Source organism: Chryseobacterium sp. SG20098 (assembly GCF_031844745.1).
Lineage (GTDB): Bacteria > Bacteroidota > Bacteroidia > Flavobacteriales > Weeksellaceae > Chryseobacterium > Chryseobacterium cucumeris.
The window spans coordinates 5,064,559-5,085,217 of the sequence record NZ_CP134622.1 but is presented as its reverse complement, the minus strand read 5'-3'; the positions used below and the strand labels follow the sequence as shown (position 1 = coordinate 5,085,217).

The following is a 20,659-nucleotide window of genomic DNA, read 5'->3' as shown; positions in this document are numbered from 1 at the left end:
ATCCTGTTAACTATTACTTTTTTACAAGACTGATTACCTGATTTTCAAATTTAGAAGCAACGCCCCAGATTTGTTTGAATGCAGGGTAATATTCTTTCGGATAGTCTGAGCTGTTAATTTTTGTGGTGGTCGTTACCTCCAGCTTATTTCCTTTTTGTACGATAGAATAGGTGTATTCTATTTCTTTATCTTCTGTGACGATCTTTTTTTCTTTAGGCATTTCCTCAATCACGTATCCTTCCGGAATTTCAAGAGTTACTTTTTTTATTTTGGTAGAAGGTGATCCAAAATCGATGGGGTATTTTCTGGCTTCAGTCTGATCAAATTCATTGGAACTTTTACTTAAAAACAACATTGGATTAATAATCATTTTCTTCCCTACTCTGTCAATAAGGTTGGACGAAGAGAATTTCATAGTGCTTTCAAAGTCGCCATTTTCCAACACTTTCGAATTGATATCCGTGAAATCCATTGAGAAGTTTTCTTTATACTGCTTCTTGTATTTTTCTGCGTTATCATCGTAGTTGTCTTTAGCATACATCGCGTATGCACCTGTATCTTTATCCGAATAGGTACCGGAAATACTACCGTCATCATTGATTTTGGCATTCGCTGTAAGATAAGTATTGCTTGATTTTACATTGGACATCTGAATCTGCAAAGCCTTATCTTTAGTCACAAGGATTCCATATTGATTCCAGTTTTTTAGAGGTATTTCATCCAATGAAGATTGTTTGGAGGTAGCATCATAAATATGCAGCTGCTTATCTATATCAATTGCTGCCAAAACAAAGTTCATATTGGAAATATTAGGGGACACCATATTGATCAATCCGTTCTCTACCGTAGAAATAATCAACGGATCAGCTTTAAGACCTGCTTCGCGAAGCATCATAACAAGGAAAAGATTAATTTCTGCGGCGTTGCCGGTTTTAGTTTCCAAAAGTTTTTTGATACCGTCTTCTGTATAAACCCCTTTGTCCTTATTCCATGTAAAGGTTTTCTGAACGTATGAAAATATTGCATTGGCTTTTTCAAGATCTGTTTTCATTTCCGAAACTCCTGCCGGAATATTTTCTCTTGCCAGTTTTGTTCTTTTTATTTCACCTCCAAAATCATCACTATCATACAGTCTCTTTGCAATCTGATCCCATGAAGATGAATACAATTTAAGCTCGCCGAAATTAGTAGAATTTAGCTCAGCACTGATTTTTGTTCTGAAATTTCTATCGTTTCTTACAAATTTTTCAGTTTTAAAACCAGTCAAATTCTCATAAGCAAATCTATAGGTTTTATATTGAGCACCATACAGATATCTTTCTTCCATTTCTCTATACTTAGGACTGATTCCTCCCGTATAGTTTACATTATAAGACATATTGATGGGTGTATCAAAAACATATTCTGTATTCAGTGAAGGAGTATCAGATTCTATCAATACCTCTGGAATCATAAAGCGGAACGGAGATATAATTTCATATTGATATTCTATGACAGATCCATTTTTCACACTTGGAAAAGCAAATTTTGTTAAAGTAACATATTTATTCTCTTTACTCTTATATTGAGAACTTTTTTCCACTTTTACGGGAACTGTAACTCCATTTTCAAGATTATAGGTAAAAGCTTTGAACTTTCCCAGTGATTCTCTGTTGGTTCCAACATTATAAATAGGAATCTCAAGATTTAACCAGTCTTCAGCTTTATCTTTATTATAAATCTTCACTCTGTAAAAATATCTTTTGTGGAGATTTCCCGTATTGGAATCCACCATAAAATAAGCAGATTTGTATAAAATTTCGGCAGGAGCATTTTCATCTAATAAAGATTTTGCTTTCGACAGATCTGCCTCATTAAATTTGGGAGGGTTCAGAAATTCATATTTCTTCTGAGCACTGATCAATATGGTATTGGCAGAGCAAAAAAAGCAATACTATAATTTTTTTCATGGTTATATTTTTGTTATTAAAATTTTCGAATTATCCATATTCAGAATCTTTTTTCTGAAACTTATATAATCGTTATATTTTTCTTTTGGATATAATCCTTTATTGATCTGTACTTTTCTGACCACCTTTACCTGTCCTTCACTTTTAACAAAACTTAGTTTGTAAGATCCAAATTCAGAAGTGATGCTTGAATTATCAGGAGTTTCATCCACCTTATACCCCAAAGGAAGTACATAAGCAATTTCATATTCGTCCTCATAAGACATACCGACTTCAAAAGGAAGCTCGCGGGTTTCATCAGTTTTAAAGACAGCATCATTAAAAATAGGCACAGATCTGAACAGAAGGCTGTTTCCAGCTTTTTTGGAGAAATTATTGGTCTTAAAATCAAGGTCGTAGGTAATAACAGCATTATCTCTGTCATTGTTAAAATTTTTCATTTCAACCTTTTCAAAATTTAAAACATTAAACCTCTCTTTTACCGCATCATTTTTTTCAGTGGGATTAAGACTGGCAAACCTCAAATTATAATCATATTGATTTCCCGTATAGGAAAAATTTCCAGTCCCGATAATACTGTTGTCCTCATTAAGGTTAACTCGCAATATTTGTTTTTCTTTATTTTGTTCAGCTTTATAAACCGGTGTATTGATAAGTTCTATTCCCTTCGGAGTTACAGCAAGCACATTTCTGTCTGTGGTATTATAGCTTAAATGATTAAAGGCTATTTGTTGAGAAGTATTTTCAAGCCAGATATTTCCTTTTTCAGTCGGAATCATCAGAATAGCGTGATTTCCTCCCATAGAAGGAAATTCGGGATCAAAAGAAACCTGTGAGGAACTGGAATTGATCACACAGTATTTAGATGGAATTCCTGCTTCATTCAATAGAATTCTCATATAATTCGTTAATGCTTTACAATCTCCATATCCTTTTTTGTGGACTTCATCCGGCTGCATAGGAAGCCAGCCCCCAATTCCTAATCCTACAGCGATATATCGGGTTTTGTTCTGCATGTACTGATAAATTTTCTTTACTTTATCTTCTACAGATCCCTGTAATTGTAAAGATGCTACTTCAGCTTTAATAGCTGGAGTAGATACCGAAACTGGTTCTATTAGATCTTTATAGTACCAGGTTCCAAAATCCGTCCAGTTATTTAAAGTCCCTTGTTTTCCTGCAAGGTTAAATTTTGTTAAAGCAAAATTTACTGAAGGTAAGATTTTAACAGGCTCCGGAATCATAAAAGCATCATCAATGGCAGGTACATTTTTATAGGAATAGGTCTTATCATTTTCACTTCCGCTTTCTACAACAGACGCATAGTTATACTTTGAAGGGTATATCTTGGTACGCAGTTCAATTCCTGATGTATTAATGATTTTGAACTGAGCCTCTTCCAAAGACATTTTAATAGAGTGAAACGGTACAAAATCCTGAATAAAGATCGTATTCTTATCTTCGCTTTCATAAGAAAAATCAACAGTATAAGGATACTGAACTGATGTGTAAGAAAATACCAGAATTCTGTTATCAGAATAGAAAACTCCCTGAGGATTATTAGCAAAATCTTTAAAATCCGACTTTGAAAAGCTCTTAACCTTTTTTCCTGCTTCATCATAAATCGTAACTTTTATATTAGAAATACTTTTTGCTTTATCATAAGGTATATACGCTACAGCTCGTTCATCACCATCTTTATTTAAAACTGTAGTCACAGTATTATATTGGTATTTTATTTCATCAACTTTGTTGATCTGAACCGTTGTAAATTTTTTTCGTATAACAACGTTAGCATTTTTCTTTAAATTCTCAGGAATGGCAGAGGCAGGATAGCTCTGTGCGAAATACAATGAGGCGGTAGATAAAGCCCCCAAGACTAATATTTTCATCATAGTTATTAAGATGATACAAAAATAATAAAATCTTAATAACTGTTAAAAAAAATATAAAAGGCTTCAACATGTGAAGCCTTAACCTATTACTTAAAAAAGTACTATATTAAATGTACCTATAAGAAAATGAACACATTATCAACTTTTCATCATTAATTTTGAAAAGTTAAAAACAGAATATTTATACTCATTCTATATTGGGAGAAGGGTGTACCTATTCTGTGGCATGAAGGGATAAACTTCATATTATCTTCATTTCAAATTTAAAATAAATTACAATTCATGCAATTTAAATAATGTAGAATTAATAATAGGAAGAAGTACAATAAATTCTACAGCTTAAAATTATTTATAAAAAAAGACCTCAAAAATGAAGTCTTTTAATTTTTTGGTTTCTTTTTTAATCATTCGGGACCAGTTTACTATCAAACTGATCACTTCCGAGTCCCAATACAGGAATAAAAATAAATCCGAAAAGGAGAATGAGAATCGTGTAAAGAGGAGTTTCTTTGGCAAAGCCTTTGGCTAGCCTGTCATATACAACCCAGCATGCATAAATGTTTACCAGTGGAATAAAGAAAAGAATGATCCACCAAATTGGTTTTTTCACAATTTCCAGCAATACGATGGTGTTATAAATAGGAATAAAGGCAGCCCAGGCATCTTGTCGTCCTGCTTTCTGGAAGATTTTGTACATGCAATATCCATAGAAAATATAGCAAAGTAAGCCGAAGAACATCGTTCCGATCCCCAATCCTGCAGCTACTGCTCCAGAAGCCGCATCTGCCCCGTTGTAAGGGTCTGTTTGTAAAAGAGTTAACATATTATTGTTTTTTTGGTTTATCCAAATATAAAAAAAGCTTCTAAATAATTAGAAGCTTTTTTTGTTATATTTTTAAAAACGTTTATGCATCAATTTTGGCATATTTCGCATTTTTCTCGATAAACTCTCTTCTTGGTGGAACCTCATCCCCCATCAGCATAGAGAAAATACTGTCTGCTTCCACTGCATTATCAATGGTTACCTGTTTAAGAATTCTGTGTTCAGGATTCAATGTAGTTTCCCAAAGCTGTTCAGGGTTCATTTCTCCAAGACCTTTGTAACGTTGTACTTCTACTCCTTTACCATCCGGAGCCATGTCTAGAGTAAACTCTTCACGTTCTTTTTCGTTATATGCATATACTTTTTTGTTCCCTTTCTTTAATAGGTATAAAGGAGGTTGAGCAATATAGATATATCCATTCTCAATAAGTTCCTTCATATATCTGAAGAAGAAAGTAAGGATCAATGTAGAAATGTGAGATCCGTCAATATCGGCATCGGTCATGATAACGATCTTGTGGTATCTCAGCTTAGCCATATTCAATGCTTTGCTGTCTTCTTCTGTTCCTACAGAAACTCCAAGAGCTGTATAGATATTTCTGATCTCTTCATTATCATATACTTTATGAAGCATAGATTTCTCTACGTTCAGAATTTTACCTCTTAAAGGAAGGATAGCCTGGAAGTGTCTGTCTCTTCCCTGCTTAGCCGTACCCCCTGCGGAATCTCCCTCTACAAGGAAGATTTCAGATTCTGCCGGGTCTTTAGAAGAGCAATCAGATAATTTACCTGGAAGACCAGAACCTCCCATGGGAGATTTTCTCTGAACCATTTCACGGGCTTTCTTCGCTGCCTGTCTTGCTTTTGCTGCCAAAACAACTTTCTGAACGATCAGTTTTGCCTCAGAAGGGTTTTCTTCAAGGAAATTGGTAAGCATTTCCCCAACAATTTTATCAACAGCTCCGGAAACTTCAGAGTTTCCTAGTTTTGTTTTAGTCTGTCCTTCAAACTGAGGCTCCATTACTTTTACAGAAATCACAGCTGTTAATCCCTCACGGAAGTCATCACCTGTAACTTCTACTTTCTCTTTCTGTGGAATACCCAGATCATCAGCATATTTCTTAAGCGTTCTTGTTAAAGCACGTCTGAAACCTGCTAAGTGAGTTCCTCCTTCATGAGTATTGATATTGTTTACATAAGAGTGAAGATTTTCATTGAAAGATGTATTGTAACGCATTGCTACTTCTACAGGAATATCATCTCTTTCTCCTTCCATGAAGATTACATGTTCCATGATAGACTCACGGTTACCATCAATGTAAGCAACGAATTCTTTTAACCCACCTTCTGAATGGAAAACTTCCGAACGGAAAGATCCGTCTTCTAATTTCTCTCTTTCATCAGTTAATGTAATGGTAATTCCTTTGTTAAGGTAAGAAAGTTCTCTTAAACGGCTTGCTAATGTATCGTAATTGTAAATTAACTCTGTAAATATACTATCATCCGGCTGGAAAAACTGCTTGGTTCCTCTTTTTTCGCTGTGACCAATCTCCTCAACACCTGTCTGGGCTTTTCCTCTTGAATAGATCTGCTGGTAAACATTTCCATCTCTGTAAACAGTAGTGATCATCTCATTGGAAAGTGCATTCACACACGAAACCCCAACCCCGTGAAGACCTCCTGAAACCTTATAAGAGTCTTTGTCAAACTTACCTCCGGCTCCAATTTTTGTCATTACCACTTCAAGGGCAGATTTCTGCTCTTTTTCGTGGAAATCAACCGGGATACCTCTACCGTTATCACTTACCTCAATTCCGTTTCCTTCCTTGATGCTAACGAAGATCGTGTCGCAGTACCCTGCCAATGCCTCGTCAATAGAGTTATCTACTACTTCATAAACCAAGTGGTGAAGTCCTCTGACTCCTACATCACCAATGTACATTGAAGGACGCATACGAACGTGTTCCATTCCTTCCAATGCCTGAATACTACTAGCTGTATATTGTTTTTGACTCATATTAAAAATTAAAAATCCTGCTGTATGCAAAGACTCACAAATATCGTGATTTTTTTCGAGGTATGAAAGTTAAAAAGTGTCAAAAAAATGTAGAGTTTTCTTATTAAAAACATAAGAAAAAGGAAGTCAATAAAAGATTCAAAATTAAAAGGTATTGCTGAAATAGCAACTGTTGTAAATCATATTCAACATCAATAATTTATGCTTAAATTTATTAACTGAAAAGTTGAAATTATGGATGATTTTATAGCAGCACGCGCTCAGATGGCTCTCTCTCTGGGCTTTCATATCATATTCTCTTGTGTGGGTATGGTGATGCCTTTTTTGATGGCTTTTGCCCATTGGAAATACCTAAAGACCAATAATGAAGTATATAAAGGACTGACAAAAGCATGGAGCAAAGGGGTAGCTATCCTTTTTGCTACCGGAGCAGTTTCAGGAACCATGCTTTCCTTTGAACTTGGACTTCTATGGCCTGGATTTATGAAACATGCAGGTCCGATTTTCGGGATGCCGTTTTCTCTGGAAGGAACAGCCTTTTTCATTGAGGCTATTGCTATCGGTTTCTTTTTATATGGATGGGAAAGATTCAATAAATGGTTTCACTGGTTCTGCGGATTTCTTGTAGGAGTAAGCGGGCTGGCTTCCGGAATTCTGGTGGTAGCAGCCAACTCATGGATGAATTCTCCCACCGGTTTTGATTATATTAACGGACAGTACCTTAATATAGATCCTATCAAAGCAATGTTCAATGATGCGTGGTTTCCGCAGGCTCTTCACATGACGGTTGCGGCATTTTGTGCAACAGGATTTGCCGTAGCTGGAGTACATGCCTTTATGATTATGCGAAAAAGAAATGTTGAATTTCATACCAAAGCTTTTAGAATTGCCGTAGGATTTGCTTTGATTGGGGCATTCGGAGCACCTCTAAGCGGTGATGTTGCTGCAAAGTCAGTAGCAGAAAGACAGCCTATCAAACTGGCAGCTATGGAAGCTCATTTTGAAACGGAAAAAGGGGCTTCATTTGTGATTGGAGGAATTCCTGATGAGGAAAAAGAAGAAGTGAAATATGCAGTGAAAATTCCGAAAGTTTTAAGTTTTCTGGTGAGCAATGATTTCAATTCTGAAGTAAAAGGTCTTAAGGATTTCCCTAGAGATGAATGGCCTCCGATTGCTGTGGTTCATTATGCTTTTCAAATCATGATTTTCTTCGGAGTGATCATGATTGTTATTGGAGCTATTTATTTATATGCTTTCTTTTTCAAAAAAGAATGGCTGAATAAACACTGGCTATTGAAAACATTTTTAATAGCAACACCTTTTGGATATATTGCGTTGGAAGCCGGATGGACAGTAACGGAAGTAGGAAGACAGCCCTGGATTATTTATGGAATTATGAGAACAGTTGACGCTGTAACTCCTATGCCGGGAATACAGTATTCATTCTATTTTTTCACGGCTATTTTCGTATCATTATCATTGATCCTTGTTTTCCTTTTAAAGAGACAGATTCAAATGGTACCGAAGCTTTACGATCCTACCGATGCTCAGTTTAACGATAAAAACAAAAAATCATGATTTACATTGTAATAGGTTTTCTCTGGCTATCCATTTGTCTTTATATTATTCTGGGAGGAGCTGACTTTGGAGCAGGTATTGTAGAAATGTTCACCAATAAAAAAGCCCGCCATAAAACCCATGAGATTATGTATGAATCTATTGCTCCTGTTTGGGAAGCCAATCATATGTGGCTGATTATTGCCATCGTTATCCTTTTTGTTGGCTTTCCGGAGATTTATACCACTATGTCTACTTATCTTCACATTCCTTTAGTCTTAATGCTTTTAGGAATTATTGCAAGAGGAACAGCTTTTACGTTCAGGCATTATGATGCTGTAAAGGATAACTGGCAGGTTTTATATACCCAGATTTTTTATTATGCGAGTCTTTTAACTCCTTTCTTTTTGGGATTAATTGCTGCTGCTACGGTTTCACATTCTATCAATCCTGATGCTGTAGGTTTTCTGGATTTGTATGTATTCAGCTGGCTGAACTGGTTTGGGGTTTCTGTGGGCTTATTTACTGTAGCCCTTTGTGCTTATCTTGCTTCTATATTTTCATTAAGAGAAACACGTGATAAGGCCGATCTTTTGTTAATGATCAGAAAATCCAAGCAGACCATGATCTTTGTTGTGGTCACAGGAATATTGGTATTCGTAACTGCTTATATTTCAGATATTCCCCTTTTGATGTGGGTATTTTCAAAGCCTTTGGGGATTATGGCGATTGCTTTTGCCACCATTGCCTTGTTGCTTATTCTAAGGGCGATGAACCGTCAGAAGCTGCTTCCTGTACGTGCTTTGGCAGGATTCCAGATGGTGATGATTTTAGTAGCGGCAACGTATCAGCACAATCCGGATATTATTTTATTAGGAAACGGACAGCATCTTTCATTACTGGAACATATGGCTCCTGAAAAAACTATCGCCGCATTGGGATGGGCATTGATGCTGGGCTCATTGTTTATTCTTCCTTTCTTATTTTATCTGATGGCTTCTTTCAGTAAGTTGAGAAAATAAGATATGCAGACTTATAAAGACAAAACACAACTCATTGAAGAGCTAAAGAAAAGATATCTGCTCTATGATCAGGAATTTAATGATATCAAAGAAGAGGAAAAAGATCTTAGGCAGCCGGGAGTTGATAAAACTCCATCACAAAATATTTCCTATCAATTGGGTTGGACTCACCTGCTTTTACAGTGGGAATCTGATGAAAGCAAAGGAATTGAAGTGAAAACTCCCACTCCTGAATACAAATGGAATAACCTGGGAGGATTGTACCAGTCTTTTTATAATCAATATGGTTATCATACTTTACAAGAACAAAGAAAACTGCTTCGAAATCAGGTGGATGAAATTATCAACTGGATAGAAAGCCTTGATGATGATATACTATTTATTCCTGGCAAAAGAAAATGGGCAACGACTCCCGCCCAGTGGCCGGTTTGGAAATGGATTCATATCAATACCGTGGCTCCGTTTAAAAACTTCAGGGCACAGCTCCGGAAATGGAAAAAAGAAAAAGGTACAGCATAGCACTGTACCTTTTTTTTTATTTATGTTTTCTGAGAAATCTTAAGCCAGTTTCATCAAAAGATTTTCGTCAATTTTCTCTACTTTCACAATATTGTTTTTTGTCAAAGTCTTGGAAGCTTTATCCCATTTTTTACCGGATAACTGGCTTCTTTCTTTTACTTCAGCCAAAGCCATTGGCCCTTCCTGAGAATTAAGGATTTCAAGGATTACTTTTTCATCCTCGCCCAGTTCAATTTGTGGGACTGCTTTTTCAGGTCTCATCTGAGGGAAGAATAATACTTCCTGGATAGAGGCATTATTCGTTAAGAACATGATTAATCTGTCCATACCGATTCCTAATCCTGAAGTTGGCGGCATACCGTATTCCAGCGCTCTTAAGAAGTCCTGATCGATAAACATCGCTTCATCATCTCCTCTTTCAGATAACGCCATCTGAGCTTCAAAACGCTCTCTCTGATCGATCGGATCATTAAGCTCTGAGTAAGCGTTAGCGATTTCTTTACCGCATACCATTAATTCAAAACGCTCTGTTAAGCCTTCTTTGCTTCTGTGTTTCTTTGTCAGTGGAGACATTTCAATCGGATAATCCGTAATGAAAGTCGGCTGGATGAAGTTTCCTTCACATTTCTCACCAAAGATCTCATCGATTAATTTTCCTTTACCCATCGTCTCATTTACTTCGATACCGATAGACTTGGCAAAATCGTATAATTCCTTCTCAGTTTTTCCAGTGATATCGAACCCTGTAAATTTCAGGATTGCTTCTGTCATGGAAACTCTTGGATAAGGAGCTTTGAAATCTACTTCATGTTCCCCAAAGGTAGCTTTTGTAGTTCCGTTTACCTGGATAGCACAGAATTCCAGTAATTTCTCAGTGAAATCCATCATCCAGTTGTAATCTTTGTAAGCTACATAGATTTCCATAGCGGTAAACTCAGGGTTGTGAGTTCTGTCCATTCCTTCATTTCTGAAGTTTTTAGAGAACTCGTATACTCCGTCAAAACCACCTACGATCAGTCTTTTCAGATATAATTCGTTGGCAATTCTTAAATATAATGGAATATCTAATGCATTGTGATGCGTGATAAACGGTTTTGCTGCTGCTCCACCAGGAATTGACTGTAGGATTGGTGTTTCCACTTCAAAATATCCTGCATCATTAAAGAATGTTCTCATGGCATTGAACAATTTTGTTCTCTTCACGAAAATTTCTTTTACCTGTGGGTTTACCGTTAAATCTACATAACGCTGTCTGTATCTTAATTCAGGATCTGTAAAACCATCGTGTACTACTCCGTTTTCATCAGTTTTAGCCTGAGGCAGCGGACGTAAAGCTTTTGTAAGAAGCGTAAAGTTTTTCACTAAAACCGTCTTCTCTCCTACCTGAGTGGTAAACAATTCACCCTCAATACCGATAATATCACCGATATCCAGAAGGTGTTTGTACACTTCATTATAAAGTTCTTTATCTTCACCCGGACAGATCTCGTCTCTGTTGAAATAAACCTGGATTTTTCCTTTAGAATCCTGCAATTCTGCAAAAGAAGCTTTTCCTTGAATTCTGCGGGACATCAATCTACCAGCGATCTTCACCTGTTTACTTTCAGAAAAATCCTGTTTTATAGATTCTGTAGTATCTGTAATTATATACTCATCCGCAGGGAACGCATTAATCCCCATTTCAGTAAGCTTATTCAGCTTTTCTCTTCTAATGATTTCTTGTTCTGATAATTGCATTTCTTATTTTTCTAAAAGCGTACAAATTTAGGCATTTTTGACATGACCGTCAATGGGTTTTTGCAGAAATTTTAAAAAGTGGTAAAGATGCGGGGTATTGGGGTTCGGGATACGTGTTTAGAGATCAAAGATTTGAATGATTGTGCTATAACATTAAACTTTGAACTTTGAATTTTAAATCAACCAGCTTTTTCTGTCTTTTCGAGGAATAAACGTCCACGCCAGCATTCTGCTTACTTTTTGTCCCTGAGCCATATCGATGGTTTTCACCTCTACAGCATTTACTTTCTTTAAAAGATTGTTGAGTTTATTGAGATTGTCTTTTTTGGAAACCAGACATGTAAACCAAAGAATCTGTGATGAAAACAATGTACTTTCATTGATCATTTTAGTAATAAAAGCAAGTTCCCCACCTTCACACCAAAGTTCCGACTGCTGTCCACTAAAGTTAAGAAGAGGTTTCGTTTTCTTTGATTTACTAAGATTTTTTGTTTTTCTGATATTCCCTTTCATGGCAGATTCTTCAGAATCATGAAAAGGAGGATTGCACATGGTGAAAGTAAATCTGTCTTCCGGACCAATGATATTGGTAAAGATATGATCAGCATCAGGCTGGCTTTTTAACTGAATAACAGAAGAAAGATCTTCATTTTGATCCAGAATGTGTTGAGCATTTTTCAAAGAATCCTGATTGATATCCGTTCCCAGCATTGTCCAGCCGTAAGATCTGTGGCTGATTAAAGGATACACAAGATTAGCTCCTGCTCCTATATCCAGACCTTTTATAGAATTTCCTGTCGGGATTTTATTAAGTTGTTCACTTAATAAATCAGCAATATAATGGACGTAATCTGCTCTTCCCGGGATGGGTGGACAAAGATTGGTATCGGGAATATCCCAGCCTTTAATGTTGTAGAAATGTAAGAGTAAGGCTTTATTGAGCAGTTTAACTGCTTGAGGAATGCTGAAATTAATGGTTACCGTCTGATAAGCATTCACGAAAACATAGTGTTTCAGTTCCGGCACACAAGAAATAAGCTGATCAAAATCATAGGGATTACGATGCAGATTTCTTGTGTGCAGACTGGATTTTTCAGCGGACATATTTTATTTCTTCTGACTTAAAATATATTCCACCATTTTTTTTGCATCTTCTTTAGATACCTGTGGATGGGCAGCCATAGGCACACTTCCCCATACTCCACTTCCGCCCTCTATAATTTTGGAAGCCAGCAATTCCGTATCCTTTTCAGTATACTTTCCTGCAATTTCCTTATAAGAAGGTCCTATCATTCTCTCATTAACAGAGTGACATCCTGAACAGTCCAAGGTTTCGATGATCTGATCACCTGAAAGTTTAGATTGAACTGGTTCTGAAACAACTGCCGTTTCAGAAGAAGATGCCGCTTCTGCTGTATTTTCTTTTTTAGAACAGGAAATGATCATAAGACCTAAAGTTCCTGCTAAAAGTATTTTTTTCATTATTTCTTAGCTGTAGAATCTGTTTTAGCAGCTTCAGGTGCAGGAGCAGCCGGAGTTGCAGCAGCTGGAGCAGCAGTTTTAGCCGTAGAATCAACAGTAGCTACTTCTGGCTCTGGAAGCATCGTGTTTGTGTCCTGTAAAGAGTGATCTACTTTTTTAGAACAGCTTGCTAATAATAAACCTCCGATAAATGCGATTGCTAATACTTTTTTCATTTTTTTCTAATTTGGAAGCAAAAATATAAAAAATAACCTTTTAAACTTATGACAAATGTTTTCTTTGAGAAATATTTTTGGGATCGGAGCTTTAATTTAACAATAAAAAAATAATTCAATACATAGGGAGATTTAAAATAGGTTATTATTTTTGTATATCGGATAATCCGAGCCAAGACCAAAATATAAATATGAAGCTTATGGCTAAAAAAAAATTGTTGGCTACAACTTTCTTTGTTGTATCCTCATCCCTCTTCCTTTCGTGTGACAATTCATCTAACGAACCACAATCAGAATATTCTGATAAAATTGAATCGGTGACACTTTTAAAAACAACTAAATCATGGGATGGAACGGTATATCCGGCCTATCCTACCACACAGCCGGAAATCACGGTTCTTAAAATTGCCGTACCTCCGAATTCTGCATTGAGTTGGCATAAACATCCTGTGATCAATGCAGCTTATGTAGAAAAAGGTGAAATTCAGATTGAAAGAAAAAAGGATGGAAAAACGCAATGGATAAGAAAAGGTCAGGTGCTTCCTGAAATGGTTAATACCAGCCACAGAGGTAAAACCGGAGACCTCGGAGCAACGCTGATTGTTTTTTACAGCGGAACTCCTGACATTCCTTTATCTGAACCGGTACAGTAAATAGTTCAAACGCTATGTTCGCAAAGTAATTATCATCAAACTCTATTTTGGGTTCACAAGGGCACTTTCATTTAACTAATGATATTGTATTTTACTGAGTGTAAAGCCGTTGCGAACGTTTTGAAGTTATTTTAATAACATCTTTGCGAACATAGCGTTTAAATAAAAGATTATTATAGTTATCTTTAATCCATGGTTTTAATTTCAAAAATTCTGTTTTTCACCAGTCATCATGGTTTTTATACTGTGGTTCTGTTGCTGGTATTCTTTGTAGGGCTTTCGTATATGACCAAAAAAACCTGGCTTTTAATACCTATCATTCCACTGGCTATATTAAATGGTTTTGGCGGACAGTTTTTAAACGCATGGTTTTTAAATAAATATGGAGTGGAAAGCACAGCTATCATCACGTCTGATGTAGAAACCAATTCTACCCTGAATGATATGTACATCCACGATTATGAGGCTATTGTGAAGAAACAGGACGGAAAATATACCACTACTTTTTTCTCCACTACTACTGCAGCGATTTATCCCATCCGAAATTCAATCAGAATACCTGGTGACAAGGATATACCAGTAAAATACATCCCGGGATATGAAAAAAACATTGTTATCCTTTATGACCAATCCAGGGAAGGAAAAATTGTATTACAAAATGAAAAACTGGCTCCTGTGAATTCTGCAAAAACCAAGTATGAAGCAGACAAAACGAATAAGGAATTCATTGAGGAGTATATTACTACATTGGAAAACTACGTAAAATACTACAATGATGAAGCTTATAAAGAAAAAATCAAGGAATTAAAACAAGAGCTCAAGCAGCTTAAATAAAGGATTTTTATATTAAATTTTAGTATTTTCTGATATTTTTTAGTTTTTTTATTAAAAAAATTTCTACATTTGTCCCATGTTAAAAATGAACAACAATATTTGGTGGTGGCTTTCAAACTCTTCGTCGGGTCTGGAGGTATTGTCATGTTGTTAACTACAGCAGAAATAATCAAAAAACAATATATAGGCTTTGACGGATACCGTTAAAGCCTTTTTTTATTCCTTAATCTCACAAAAAACAATAAGATGTTGACCAACACAATTACAATAAAAACTGTTTCGAAAAAAACACTGGGAGACCTTCATACCCCCATGAATATTTACCTTAAGATCAGGGATAAATTCCGTGACACCATTCTTTTGGAAAGTTCGGACTCAAAAAGTATTGATAATAATTTTTCCTTCATTGCAGTGAATGCCATCGCCGGAATTGAAGTGAAAAACCTCAACGAATACGAAATCAAACTTCCTGCCTCTGCTCCCGTAAAACAATTTATTATGGAACGAAATATCACAGATATATTTGAAGAGTTCCGAAAAATTTTTAACTGCAAAGAGACCAATGATCCGATTGAACAAACTGCTCAGAGTCTTTTTGGATATACAAGTTTTGAAGCGGTACAGTTCTTTGAAAACATCAATCTTAAACCACAGAGCAAGGAAGTAGAAATCCCTGTGATGAGATACAGATTGTACCAATATGTAATTGCTATCAATCATTTCAATGATGAAATGCATATTATTGAAAACTTTATCGATGGAGTAAAATCTGAACTTCATCTGTTGGAAAATCTTATTAAAAATCAGAATACTCCGGTTTATCCTTTCGAGAAAACCAGTGAGGAAACCTCTAATATTACAGATGAAGATTATCTTGAACTCGTAAAAACAGCACAGAAACACTGTATGCGTGGAGATGTTTTCCAACTGGTTTTAAGCAGAAGGTTTGAACAAAAATTCAAGGGAGATGAGTTCAATGTATACCGTGCTTTGAGAAATATCAACCCTTCTCCTTACCTATTCTATTTTGATTACGGAAATTACAAACTATTTGGATCAAGTCCTGAAAGTCAGTTAATCATTAAAAATAATAAAGCAATTATTCACCCGATTGCCGGAACTTCGAAAAGAACCGGAAACTTTGAAGCGGATCTTGAGTCTATAGAAGTGCTAAAAGCTGATCCCAAAGAAAATGCAGAACATACCATGCTGGTAGATCTCGCTAGAAATGATCTTGGAAAGCTTGGGAAAAATGTAACGGTTACTAAGCTTAAAGAAATCCAGCTTTTCTCTCACGTTATTCATATGGTAAGTGAGGTGACTGCAGATGTTGCTGATGACATCAATCCTCTGGAAATGGTTTCCGCTACTTTCCCTCAGGGAACATTAAGCGGTGCTCCAAAACATAAAGCGCTTCAGCTGATCAACCAATACGAAAAAGATTCCCGTGGATATTATGGCGGCTGTATCGGAATTATCGGGTTGAACGGAACCTGCAATCAGGCCATCATGATCAGAACCTTCTTAAGCAAAAATAACACGTTATTTTATCAGGCTGGTGCCGGCCTTGTGGCAAAATCTGTTCCTGAAAGTGAACTGCAGGAAGTCAACAACAAACTGAATGCTCTTAAAAAAGCCGTAGAAAAAGCTGAAAAAATAGTTGAAAAATAAATCCGTCAACCAGCAAACAGCAACAAAAAAAATAGCAACTCTCTAACAAAAAAGCAATGAACAACAATATAAACACTCAACAACCACAGCTTAAAGTTCTCGTTTTCGATAACTATGACAGCTTTACCTATAACCTTGTCCAGATTATCGAAAGAATTCTGAATCAAAGAGTGGATGTGGTAAGAAATGATAAAATTACCCTTGAAGAGATTGGAAAATATGACAAAATCATCCTTTCTCCAGGTCCCGGAATTCCTGAAGAAGCCGGTATTTTATTAGACCTTATTAAAGAATACGCTCCTACAAAAAGTATCCTTGGAGTGTGCCTGGGTCAGCAGGCTATCGCTGAAGCTTTCGGAGGAAGTCTTATTAACCTTTCTGAAATTTTCCATGGAGTAGCCACCACTACTGAAATAGTAAAAGAAAATACTAAAGTTTTCAAAGATCTGCAATCAGGATTGGAAGTAGGAAGATACCACAGCTGGGCAGTCAATCCGGAAGGTTTTCCGGAAGAACTGGAAATCACAGCTGTAGATAAAGACGGAATGATCATGGCTTTGCAGCACAAAACATATGATGTACACGGAGTTCAGTTTCACCCTGAAAGTATTTTAACACCGGAAGGAGAAGTAATCATTAAAAACTTTCTGTTGTCATGAAAATCTTAGAAATCCCTTCAACAAACATAAAAACGCCACAAATGAAAGAAATACTGCAATATCTGTTCAATCATAACACACTCTCAAAATCAGAAGCAAAAGCGATGATGATTGAGATTGCACAGAATAAGTTTAATGCCGCAGAAATTACTGCTTTTATAAGTGTCTTCCTGATGCGGAATATCACCTTGAAAGAGTTGGAAGGCTTTAGAGAAGCACTATTACAGATGGCTGTTCCTGTAAAGATCGACACCAATGATGCCATTGATATTGTAGGAACCGGAGGTGACGGAAAAGACACCATCAATATCTCAACCCTGGCCAGCTTTGTAGTAGCCGGAGCCGGACAAAAGGTAACAAAGCATGGAAATTACGGAGCTTCCACCACTACTGGTTCATCGAATGTACTGGAAGAACTGGGATATCAGTTTAAAAACAGTTCAGAACAATTGAATGAAGATCTTGAAAGAGCCAACATTTGCTTTTTACATGCTCCTTATTTTCATCCTGCTCTGCAATCAGTTGGATTATTGAGAAAATCTTTGGGATTGAGGACATTCTTTAACCTTTTGGGTCCATTGGTAAATCCGGCAAAACCAAAATTTTCCATGATTGGAGTTTATAATCTGGAAATTGCAAGAATTTATCAGTATCTTCTTCAGAAAGAGGAACGTGACTTTACTCTGGTCCATGGTCTTGACGGATATGATGAAATAAGCCTTACTGACGATAGTAAAATCATTACAAAAAATGGTGAAGAAATCTATTCGGCAGAAGATTTGGGTTTCAATCCGGTAACACTGGAAGATATTAAAGCAGGAAGTTCTATTCAGGAAACCGCAAAAATATTTATGAATATTCTGGAAGGAAACGGTACGGAGCAGCAGAACTCAGTAATTCTTGCCAATGCTTCAGTAGCGCTGCACAACACCCATAAATTCGGAACGTACGATGACTGCCTTCTGCTTGCTCAGGAAAGCCTGCAAAGCGGAAAAGCATTAAACAGTTTTAATCTCCTGATTAATTAAATTCATTATTCACTTGCGAAGCAAAATTCAACATTGACCAAACTTAAACACAAAAATGACTATACTGGATCAAATTATTAAACGAAAAAAAGAGGAAGTTGCTGCTGCAAAATTGCGCATTTCTCTTGACCGATTAAAAAATACAGCCTTTTTTGGAAGACCAACCTATTCACTGAAAGAATCCATCAAAAATAAAAGCGGAATTATCGCTGAGTTTAAAAGACAATCTCCTTCAAAAGGAATCATCAACAATAGTGTACAGCCTTTGGAGGTAGTTTCTGCTTACGAAAATTTCGGAGCCAGCGGAATTTCAATCCTGACTGATCATGATTTTTTCGGAGGAAATTTAAATGATGTTCTGGATGTAAGAAATGAGATTACCATTCCGATTCTGCGAAAAGATTTTATGATTGATGAATATCAGTTTTATGAAGCCAAAAGTATTGGAGCTGATGTAGTATTACTGATTGCTTCATGTCTTTCACCAGCTCAGGTACAGGAATTTACCGAATTAGCTCACCAACTGAAATTGGAGGTTTTACTGGAAATTCATACAGAAGATGAACTGAAGCATTTCAATTCAGAAATTGATTTGGTAGGAATTAATAACAGAAACCTTAAAGATTTTAAAGTTGATCTTCAGCATTCCGTTCAGCTGAAAAACCAGCTTCCAAAAGAAGTTTTGTCTGTTGCTGAAAGCGGTATTTACAGCCTTGAAGATTTTCAGTTTTTAAAAGAAAAAGGATTTGACGGTTTCCTGATGGGTGAATATTTCATGAAAAATACAGATCCGGCCAAAGCTTTTGAAGAATTCGCTTCTCAAATTTTAACTCAATAATAATCAACAATGAACCTGCAACCTACAACCTCAAACCTGCCATCTCGCCTGAAAGTCTGTGGTCTTACAAAACCGGATCAGATTCAGGAATTGATTGCTATGAAAACAGATTTTCTCGGTTTTATCTTCTACGAAAAATCACCGAGATATGTGTTGAACCATCTGAGTCTGGAAGAGATCTCATCTATTAATCATCAGGGAAAAGTAGGTGTTTTTGTCAATGAAAAAGTAGAGATCATTGTAAAGATCGTTCAACATGCAGATTTGAATTTTGTACAGCTTCACGGTGATGAAAGTAATGATTTTATAATGGAGTTAAGACAAAAACTGAATCCTGAGGTTGGAATCATTAAAGTAATCAGAATAGGGAGTAATACGGAAGAAAATCAAAATAAAATAACACAAATTCCTGATCTGAAACCTATCGCCTACTACCTATTCGATACTGACAGCAAAGCATTTGGCGGAACGGGAAAACAATTCGACTGGAATATTCTGAATGAATTTGAGATTCCTCTGCCCTACTTTTTAAGCGGCGGTATTTCTGAGGAAAATATAGGGAATATGGATACATTGAAACAACAACCTTTTGCTTTGGATATCAATTCGAAATTTGAAACAGAGCCCGGAAATAAAAATATTGACAGCATAAAAAAGTTTAAAACTTTATATCAGCAAAATAAATAACACATAAAAACACACAAGGATGAATATACATTTGCTCAAAAAGACATTTTACAAAACCTTATTTCCCCCTAAATTCGGGAATGAAAAAATCCAGAATCTGTATCACTTTGTTTCACAGAACGACAGTAATACAGAACATTGGGAAGTGGGTGGATTATTGTCTGATTTCATTTGTATTATTAAAGATTTTGAAGAAACAGATATTCAGTATTTTTTTGAAAGAATCAGCTTATGGAACAGCTATTATCTGGTGATTATTTCAGATAAATTTCTGGAAACTCATGTCAGATCAAGTATAAAATATGACTTAGGATTAATTTATGCCAAAATATTTCTGTTATATGAGGATTCCGATCCTTATTTTATGATTGATAATCTGGAAATTGCCATTACCATGTATCAGTCTAAAATAGATAAAGCAACCTTAATTGATTTAATGCATAAAATAGAATTACTGTACTATAAAAAACTGATTACCAAACAGCAAAATGATTACCATCTCACATTTATTAATAGTTTAAACCCATGAAATATCAGGTAAAAGAAACGAAATATTTAACAGAAGCCGAAATAAAACACATCCTGGAACTTTGGGATATTTCTGCATGGAACACCATGAAATCATCCTACTTCCGCTCTTTTTTTAAAGACTCGGAATTTCATTTTCTGATGGATACGGATGAAAGCATATTGGCCATTATGAGAGTGAATTTTGATTTCACCTTACAAATAGCAGACACCGGTTATTCCTTTGCGGAAGCCGTAGGGCTTGTTTCTGCTCATAAAAAGAAAGGGTATGGAACCGCTTTGGTGAAACATTTCAAAGAAAATGTTACTCAGAGAAATCTTGAGACAATTGGTTTCTGCCACGCTGATCTTCGTTCCTTTTATGAAAAATGTGACATAGAAATCCTCCATGACAAGGCCAAAATGATCAAAGAAAGTATCGGCTCGGAGTGGGTAAATTCTGAAGATGATGATATTTTGATTTTTCATACCTCACAGAAAAGAAAAGAGCTGCTCAACCAGCTGAGTGTGCAAAACAACGCTTATTTAATGAATAAAGAATAAAA

Annotated in this window: 20 protein-coding genes; 12 read left to right on the top strand and 8 right to left on the bottom strand. The window is 36.0% G+C overall.

All coding sequences use genetic code 11. The features are described from left to right. Positions 1 to 13: 13 nt before the first annotated feature. The 4 genes from RHP76_RS23200 to gyrB all read right to left on the bottom strand — a co-directional run bounded on the left by RHP76_RS23200 (position 14) and on the right by gyrB (position 6,684). On the bottom strand, positions 14 to 1,903 hold the full coding sequence (locus RHP76_RS23200; RefSeq protein WP_311229173.1) for a transglutaminase-like domain-containing protein: 1,890 nt from the start codon (positions 1,901 to 1,903) through the stop codon (positions 14 to 16). Between the two features lie 48 nt (positions 1,904 to 1,951). After that, positions 1,952 to 3,844, bottom strand: a complete 1,893-nt coding sequence (locus tag RHP76_RS23195) for a DUF3858 domain-containing protein (protein ID WP_216444995.1) — start codon at positions 3,842 to 3,844, stop codon at positions 1,952 to 1,954. 400 nt (positions 3,845 to 4,244) lie between these two features. Continuing rightward, complete coding sequence (locus RHP76_RS23190) at positions 4,245 to 4,667, bottom strand: DUF5684 domain-containing protein (RefSeq protein WP_034695994.1); 423 nt, start codon at positions 4,665 to 4,667, stop codon at positions 4,245 to 4,247. Between the two features lie 82 nt (positions 4,668 to 4,749). Then, the gene (gene gyrB / locus RHP76_RS23185) at positions 4,750 to 6,684 is read right to left on the bottom strand and encodes a DNA topoisomerase (ATP-hydrolyzing) subunit B (RefSeq protein ID WP_062670921.1); all 1,935 of its coding nucleotides are present in this window, start codon (positions 6,682 to 6,684) and stop codon (positions 4,750 to 4,752) included. 234 nt (positions 6,685 to 6,918) lie between these two features. Here gyrB and RHP76_RS23180 point away from each other — a divergent pair, with 234 nt between their 5' ends. The 3 genes from RHP76_RS23180 to RHP76_RS23170 are packed head-to-tail and all read left to right on the top strand — an operon-like array spanning position 6,919 to position 9,782. Further along, positions 6,919 to 8,262 carry a cytochrome ubiquinol oxidase subunit I gene (locus RHP76_RS23180; protein ID WP_062670923.1) on the top strand — a complete coding sequence of 448 codons (1,344 nt, stop codon included), beginning with the start codon at positions 6,919 to 6,921 and terminating at the stop codon, positions 8,260 to 8,262. Further along, positions 8,259 to 9,263 carry a cytochrome d ubiquinol oxidase subunit II gene (locus tag RHP76_RS23175; RefSeq protein ID WP_062670926.1) on the top strand — a complete coding sequence of 335 codons (1,005 nt, stop codon included), beginning with the start codon at positions 8,259 to 8,261 and terminating at the stop codon, positions 9,261 to 9,263. The genes RHP76_RS23180 and RHP76_RS23175 overlap by 4 nt, the downstream gene beginning before the upstream one ends. 3 nt (positions 9,264 to 9,266) lie before the next feature. Next, positions 9,267 to 9,782, top strand: a complete 516-nt coding sequence (locus tag RHP76_RS23170) for a ClbS/DfsB family four-helix bundle protein (protein WP_311229172.1) — start codon at positions 9,267 to 9,269, stop codon at positions 9,780 to 9,782. Positions 9,783 to 9,821: 39 nt separating this feature from the next. Here the strand turns inward: RHP76_RS23170 and lysS are convergent, their stop codons facing one another. From lysS to RHP76_RS23150, 4 genes are all read right to left on the bottom strand, one after another. Continuing rightward, a complete protein-coding gene (gene lysS / locus RHP76_RS23165; protein ID WP_311229171.1) occupies positions 9,822 to 11,519 on the bottom strand; it encodes a lysine--tRNA ligase in 1,698 nt (565 codons plus the stop codon). Positions 11,520 to 11,693: 174 nt separating this feature from the next. Then, complete coding sequence (gene rlmF, locus RHP76_RS23160; RefSeq protein WP_311229170.1) at positions 11,694 to 12,623, bottom strand: 23S rRNA (adenine(1618)-N(6))-methyltransferase RlmF; 930 nt, start codon at positions 12,621 to 12,623, stop codon at positions 11,694 to 11,696. 3 nt (positions 12,624 to 12,626) lie between these two features. Beyond that, positions 12,627 to 13,001 carry a c-type cytochrome gene (locus RHP76_RS23155; protein ID WP_120230523.1) on the bottom strand — a complete coding sequence of 125 codons (375 nt, stop codon included), beginning with the start codon at positions 12,999 to 13,001 and terminating at the stop codon, positions 12,627 to 12,629. Then, entirely contained in the window at positions 13,001 to 13,216 is a 216-nt protein-coding gene (locus RHP76_RS23150) for a hypothetical protein (RefSeq protein WP_034696013.1), read from the bottom strand. The genes RHP76_RS23155 and RHP76_RS23150 overlap by 1 nt, the downstream gene beginning before the upstream one ends. A gap of 200 nt (positions 13,217 to 13,416) precedes the next feature. On the opposite strand from RHP76_RS23150, the gene RHP76_RS23145 reads away from it, so the two are divergent. The 9 genes from RHP76_RS23145 (at position 13,417) to RHP76_RS23105 (ending at position 20,657) form a co-directional block, all read left to right on the top strand. Next, on the top strand, positions 13,417 to 13,869 hold the full coding sequence (locus tag RHP76_RS23145; RefSeq protein ID WP_311229169.1) for a cupin domain-containing protein: 453 nt from the start codon (positions 13,417 to 13,419) through the stop codon (positions 13,867 to 13,869). A gap of 192 nt (positions 13,870 to 14,061) precedes the next feature. Then, entirely contained in the window at positions 14,062 to 14,703 is a 642-nt protein-coding gene (locus tag RHP76_RS23140; RefSeq protein WP_288442331.1) for a hypothetical protein, read from the top strand. 246 nt (positions 14,704 to 14,949) lie between these two features. After that, entirely contained in the window at positions 14,950 to 16,374 is a 1,425-nt protein-coding gene (locus RHP76_RS23135; protein WP_120230521.1) for an anthranilate synthase component I family protein, read from the top strand. A gap of 56 nt (positions 16,375 to 16,430) precedes the next feature. Continuing rightward, complete coding sequence (locus tag RHP76_RS23130) at positions 16,431 to 17,033, top strand: anthranilate synthase component II (RefSeq protein WP_062670937.1); 603 nt, start codon at positions 16,431 to 16,433, stop codon at positions 17,031 to 17,033. Positions 17,034 to 17,074: 41 nt separating this feature from the next. Further along, the gene (gene trpD / locus RHP76_RS23125) at positions 17,075 to 18,061 is read left to right on the top strand and encodes an anthranilate phosphoribosyltransferase (protein WP_062671595.1); all 987 of its coding nucleotides are present in this window, start codon (positions 17,075 to 17,077) and stop codon (positions 18,059 to 18,061) included. Between the two features lie 55 nt (positions 18,062 to 18,116). After that, positions 18,117 to 18,899: an indole-3-glycerol phosphate synthase TrpC gene (gene trpC, locus RHP76_RS23120; RefSeq protein ID WP_280212371.1), complete on the top strand. Its 783-nt coding sequence runs from the start codon at positions 18,117 to 18,119 to the stop codon at positions 18,897 to 18,899. A 9-nt stretch (positions 18,900 to 18,908) separates the two neighbouring features. Beyond that, entirely contained in the window at positions 18,909 to 19,586 is a 678-nt protein-coding gene (locus RHP76_RS23115; RefSeq protein WP_311229168.1) for a phosphoribosylanthranilate isomerase, read from the top strand. 19 nt (positions 19,587 to 19,605) lie between these two features. Further along, positions 19,606 to 20,115: a hypothetical protein gene (locus tag RHP76_RS23110; RefSeq protein WP_062670941.1), complete on the top strand. Its 510-nt coding sequence runs from the start codon at positions 19,606 to 19,608 to the stop codon at positions 20,113 to 20,115. Continuing rightward, a complete protein-coding gene (locus tag RHP76_RS23105) occupies positions 20,112 to 20,657 on the top strand; it encodes a GNAT family N-acetyltransferase (protein ID WP_120230518.1) in 546 nt (181 codons plus the stop codon). Before RHP76_RS23110 ends, RHP76_RS23105 begins: the two co-directional genes overlap by 4 nt. The last annotated feature ends 2 nt before the right edge of the window (positions 20,658 to 20,659 follow it).

Excerpts from the sequence above, each read along its gene's own strand:
- gyrB (WP_062670921.1), bottom strand. The coding sequence starts at position 6,684 with ATGAGTCAAAAACAATATACAGCTAGTAGTATTCAGGCATTGGAAGGA.
- trpD (WP_062671595.1), top strand. The coding sequence starts at position 17,075 with ATGAAAGAAATACTGCAATATCTGTTCAATCATAACACACTCTCAAAA.
- RHP76_RS23110 (WP_062670941.1), top strand. The coding sequence starts at position 19,606 with ATGAATATACATTTGCTCAAAAAGACATTTTACAAAACCTTATTTCCC.
- RHP76_RS23190 (WP_034695994.1), bottom strand. The coding sequence starts at position 4,667 with ATGTTAACTCTTTTACAAACAGACCCTTACAACGGGGCAGATGCGGCT.
- RHP76_RS23135 (WP_120230521.1), top strand. The coding sequence starts at position 14,950 with ATGTTGACCAACACAATTACAATAAAAACTGTTTCGAAAAAAACACTG.
- RHP76_RS23145 (WP_311229169.1), top strand. The coding sequence starts at position 13,417 with ATGGCTAAAAAAAAATTGTTGGCTACAACTTTCTTTGTTGTATCCTCA.
- RHP76_RS23175 (WP_062670926.1), top strand. The coding sequence starts at position 8,259 with ATGATTTACATTGTAATAGGTTTTCTCTGGCTATCCATTTGTCTTTAT.
- RHP76_RS23170 (WP_311229172.1), top strand. The coding sequence starts at position 9,267 with ATGCAGACTTATAAAGACAAAACACAACTCATTGAAGAGCTAAAGAAA.
- rlmF (WP_311229170.1), bottom strand. The coding sequence starts at position 12,623 with ATGTCCGCTGAAAAATCCAGTCTGCACACAAGAAATCTGCATCGTAAT.
- RHP76_RS23130 (WP_062670937.1), top strand. The coding sequence starts at position 16,431 with ATGAACAACAATATAAACACTCAACAACCACAGCTTAAAGTTCTCGTT.
- RHP76_RS23195 (WP_216444995.1), bottom strand. The coding sequence starts at position 3,844 with ATGATGAAAATATTAGTCTTGGGGGCTTTATCTACCGCCTCATTGTAT.
- lysS (WP_311229171.1), bottom strand. The coding sequence starts at position 11,519 with ATGCAATTATCAGAACAAGAAATCATTAGAAGAGAAAAGCTGAATAAG.
- RHP76_RS23115 (WP_311229168.1), top strand. The coding sequence starts at position 18,909 with ATGAACCTGCAACCTACAACCTCAAACCTGCCATCTCGCCTGAAAGTC.
- RHP76_RS23180 (WP_062670923.1), top strand. The coding sequence starts at position 6,919 with ATGGATGATTTTATAGCAGCACGCGCTCAGATGGCTCTCTCTCTGGGC.
- RHP76_RS23155 (WP_120230523.1), bottom strand. The coding sequence starts at position 13,001 with ATGAAAAAAATACTTTTAGCAGGAACTTTAGGTCTTATGATCATTTCC.
- RHP76_RS23105 (WP_120230518.1), top strand. The coding sequence starts at position 20,112 with ATGAAATATCAGGTAAAAGAAACGAAATATTTAACAGAAGCCGAAATA.
- trpC (WP_280212371.1), top strand. The coding sequence starts at position 18,117 with ATGACTATACTGGATCAAATTATTAAACGAAAAAAAGAGGAAGTTGCT.
- RHP76_RS23140 (WP_288442331.1), top strand. The coding sequence starts at position 14,062 with ATGGTTTTAATTTCAAAAATTCTGTTTTTCACCAGTCATCATGGTTTT.
- RHP76_RS23150 (WP_034696013.1), bottom strand. The coding sequence starts at position 13,216 with ATGAAAAAAGTATTAGCAATCGCATTTATCGGAGGTTTATTATTAGCA.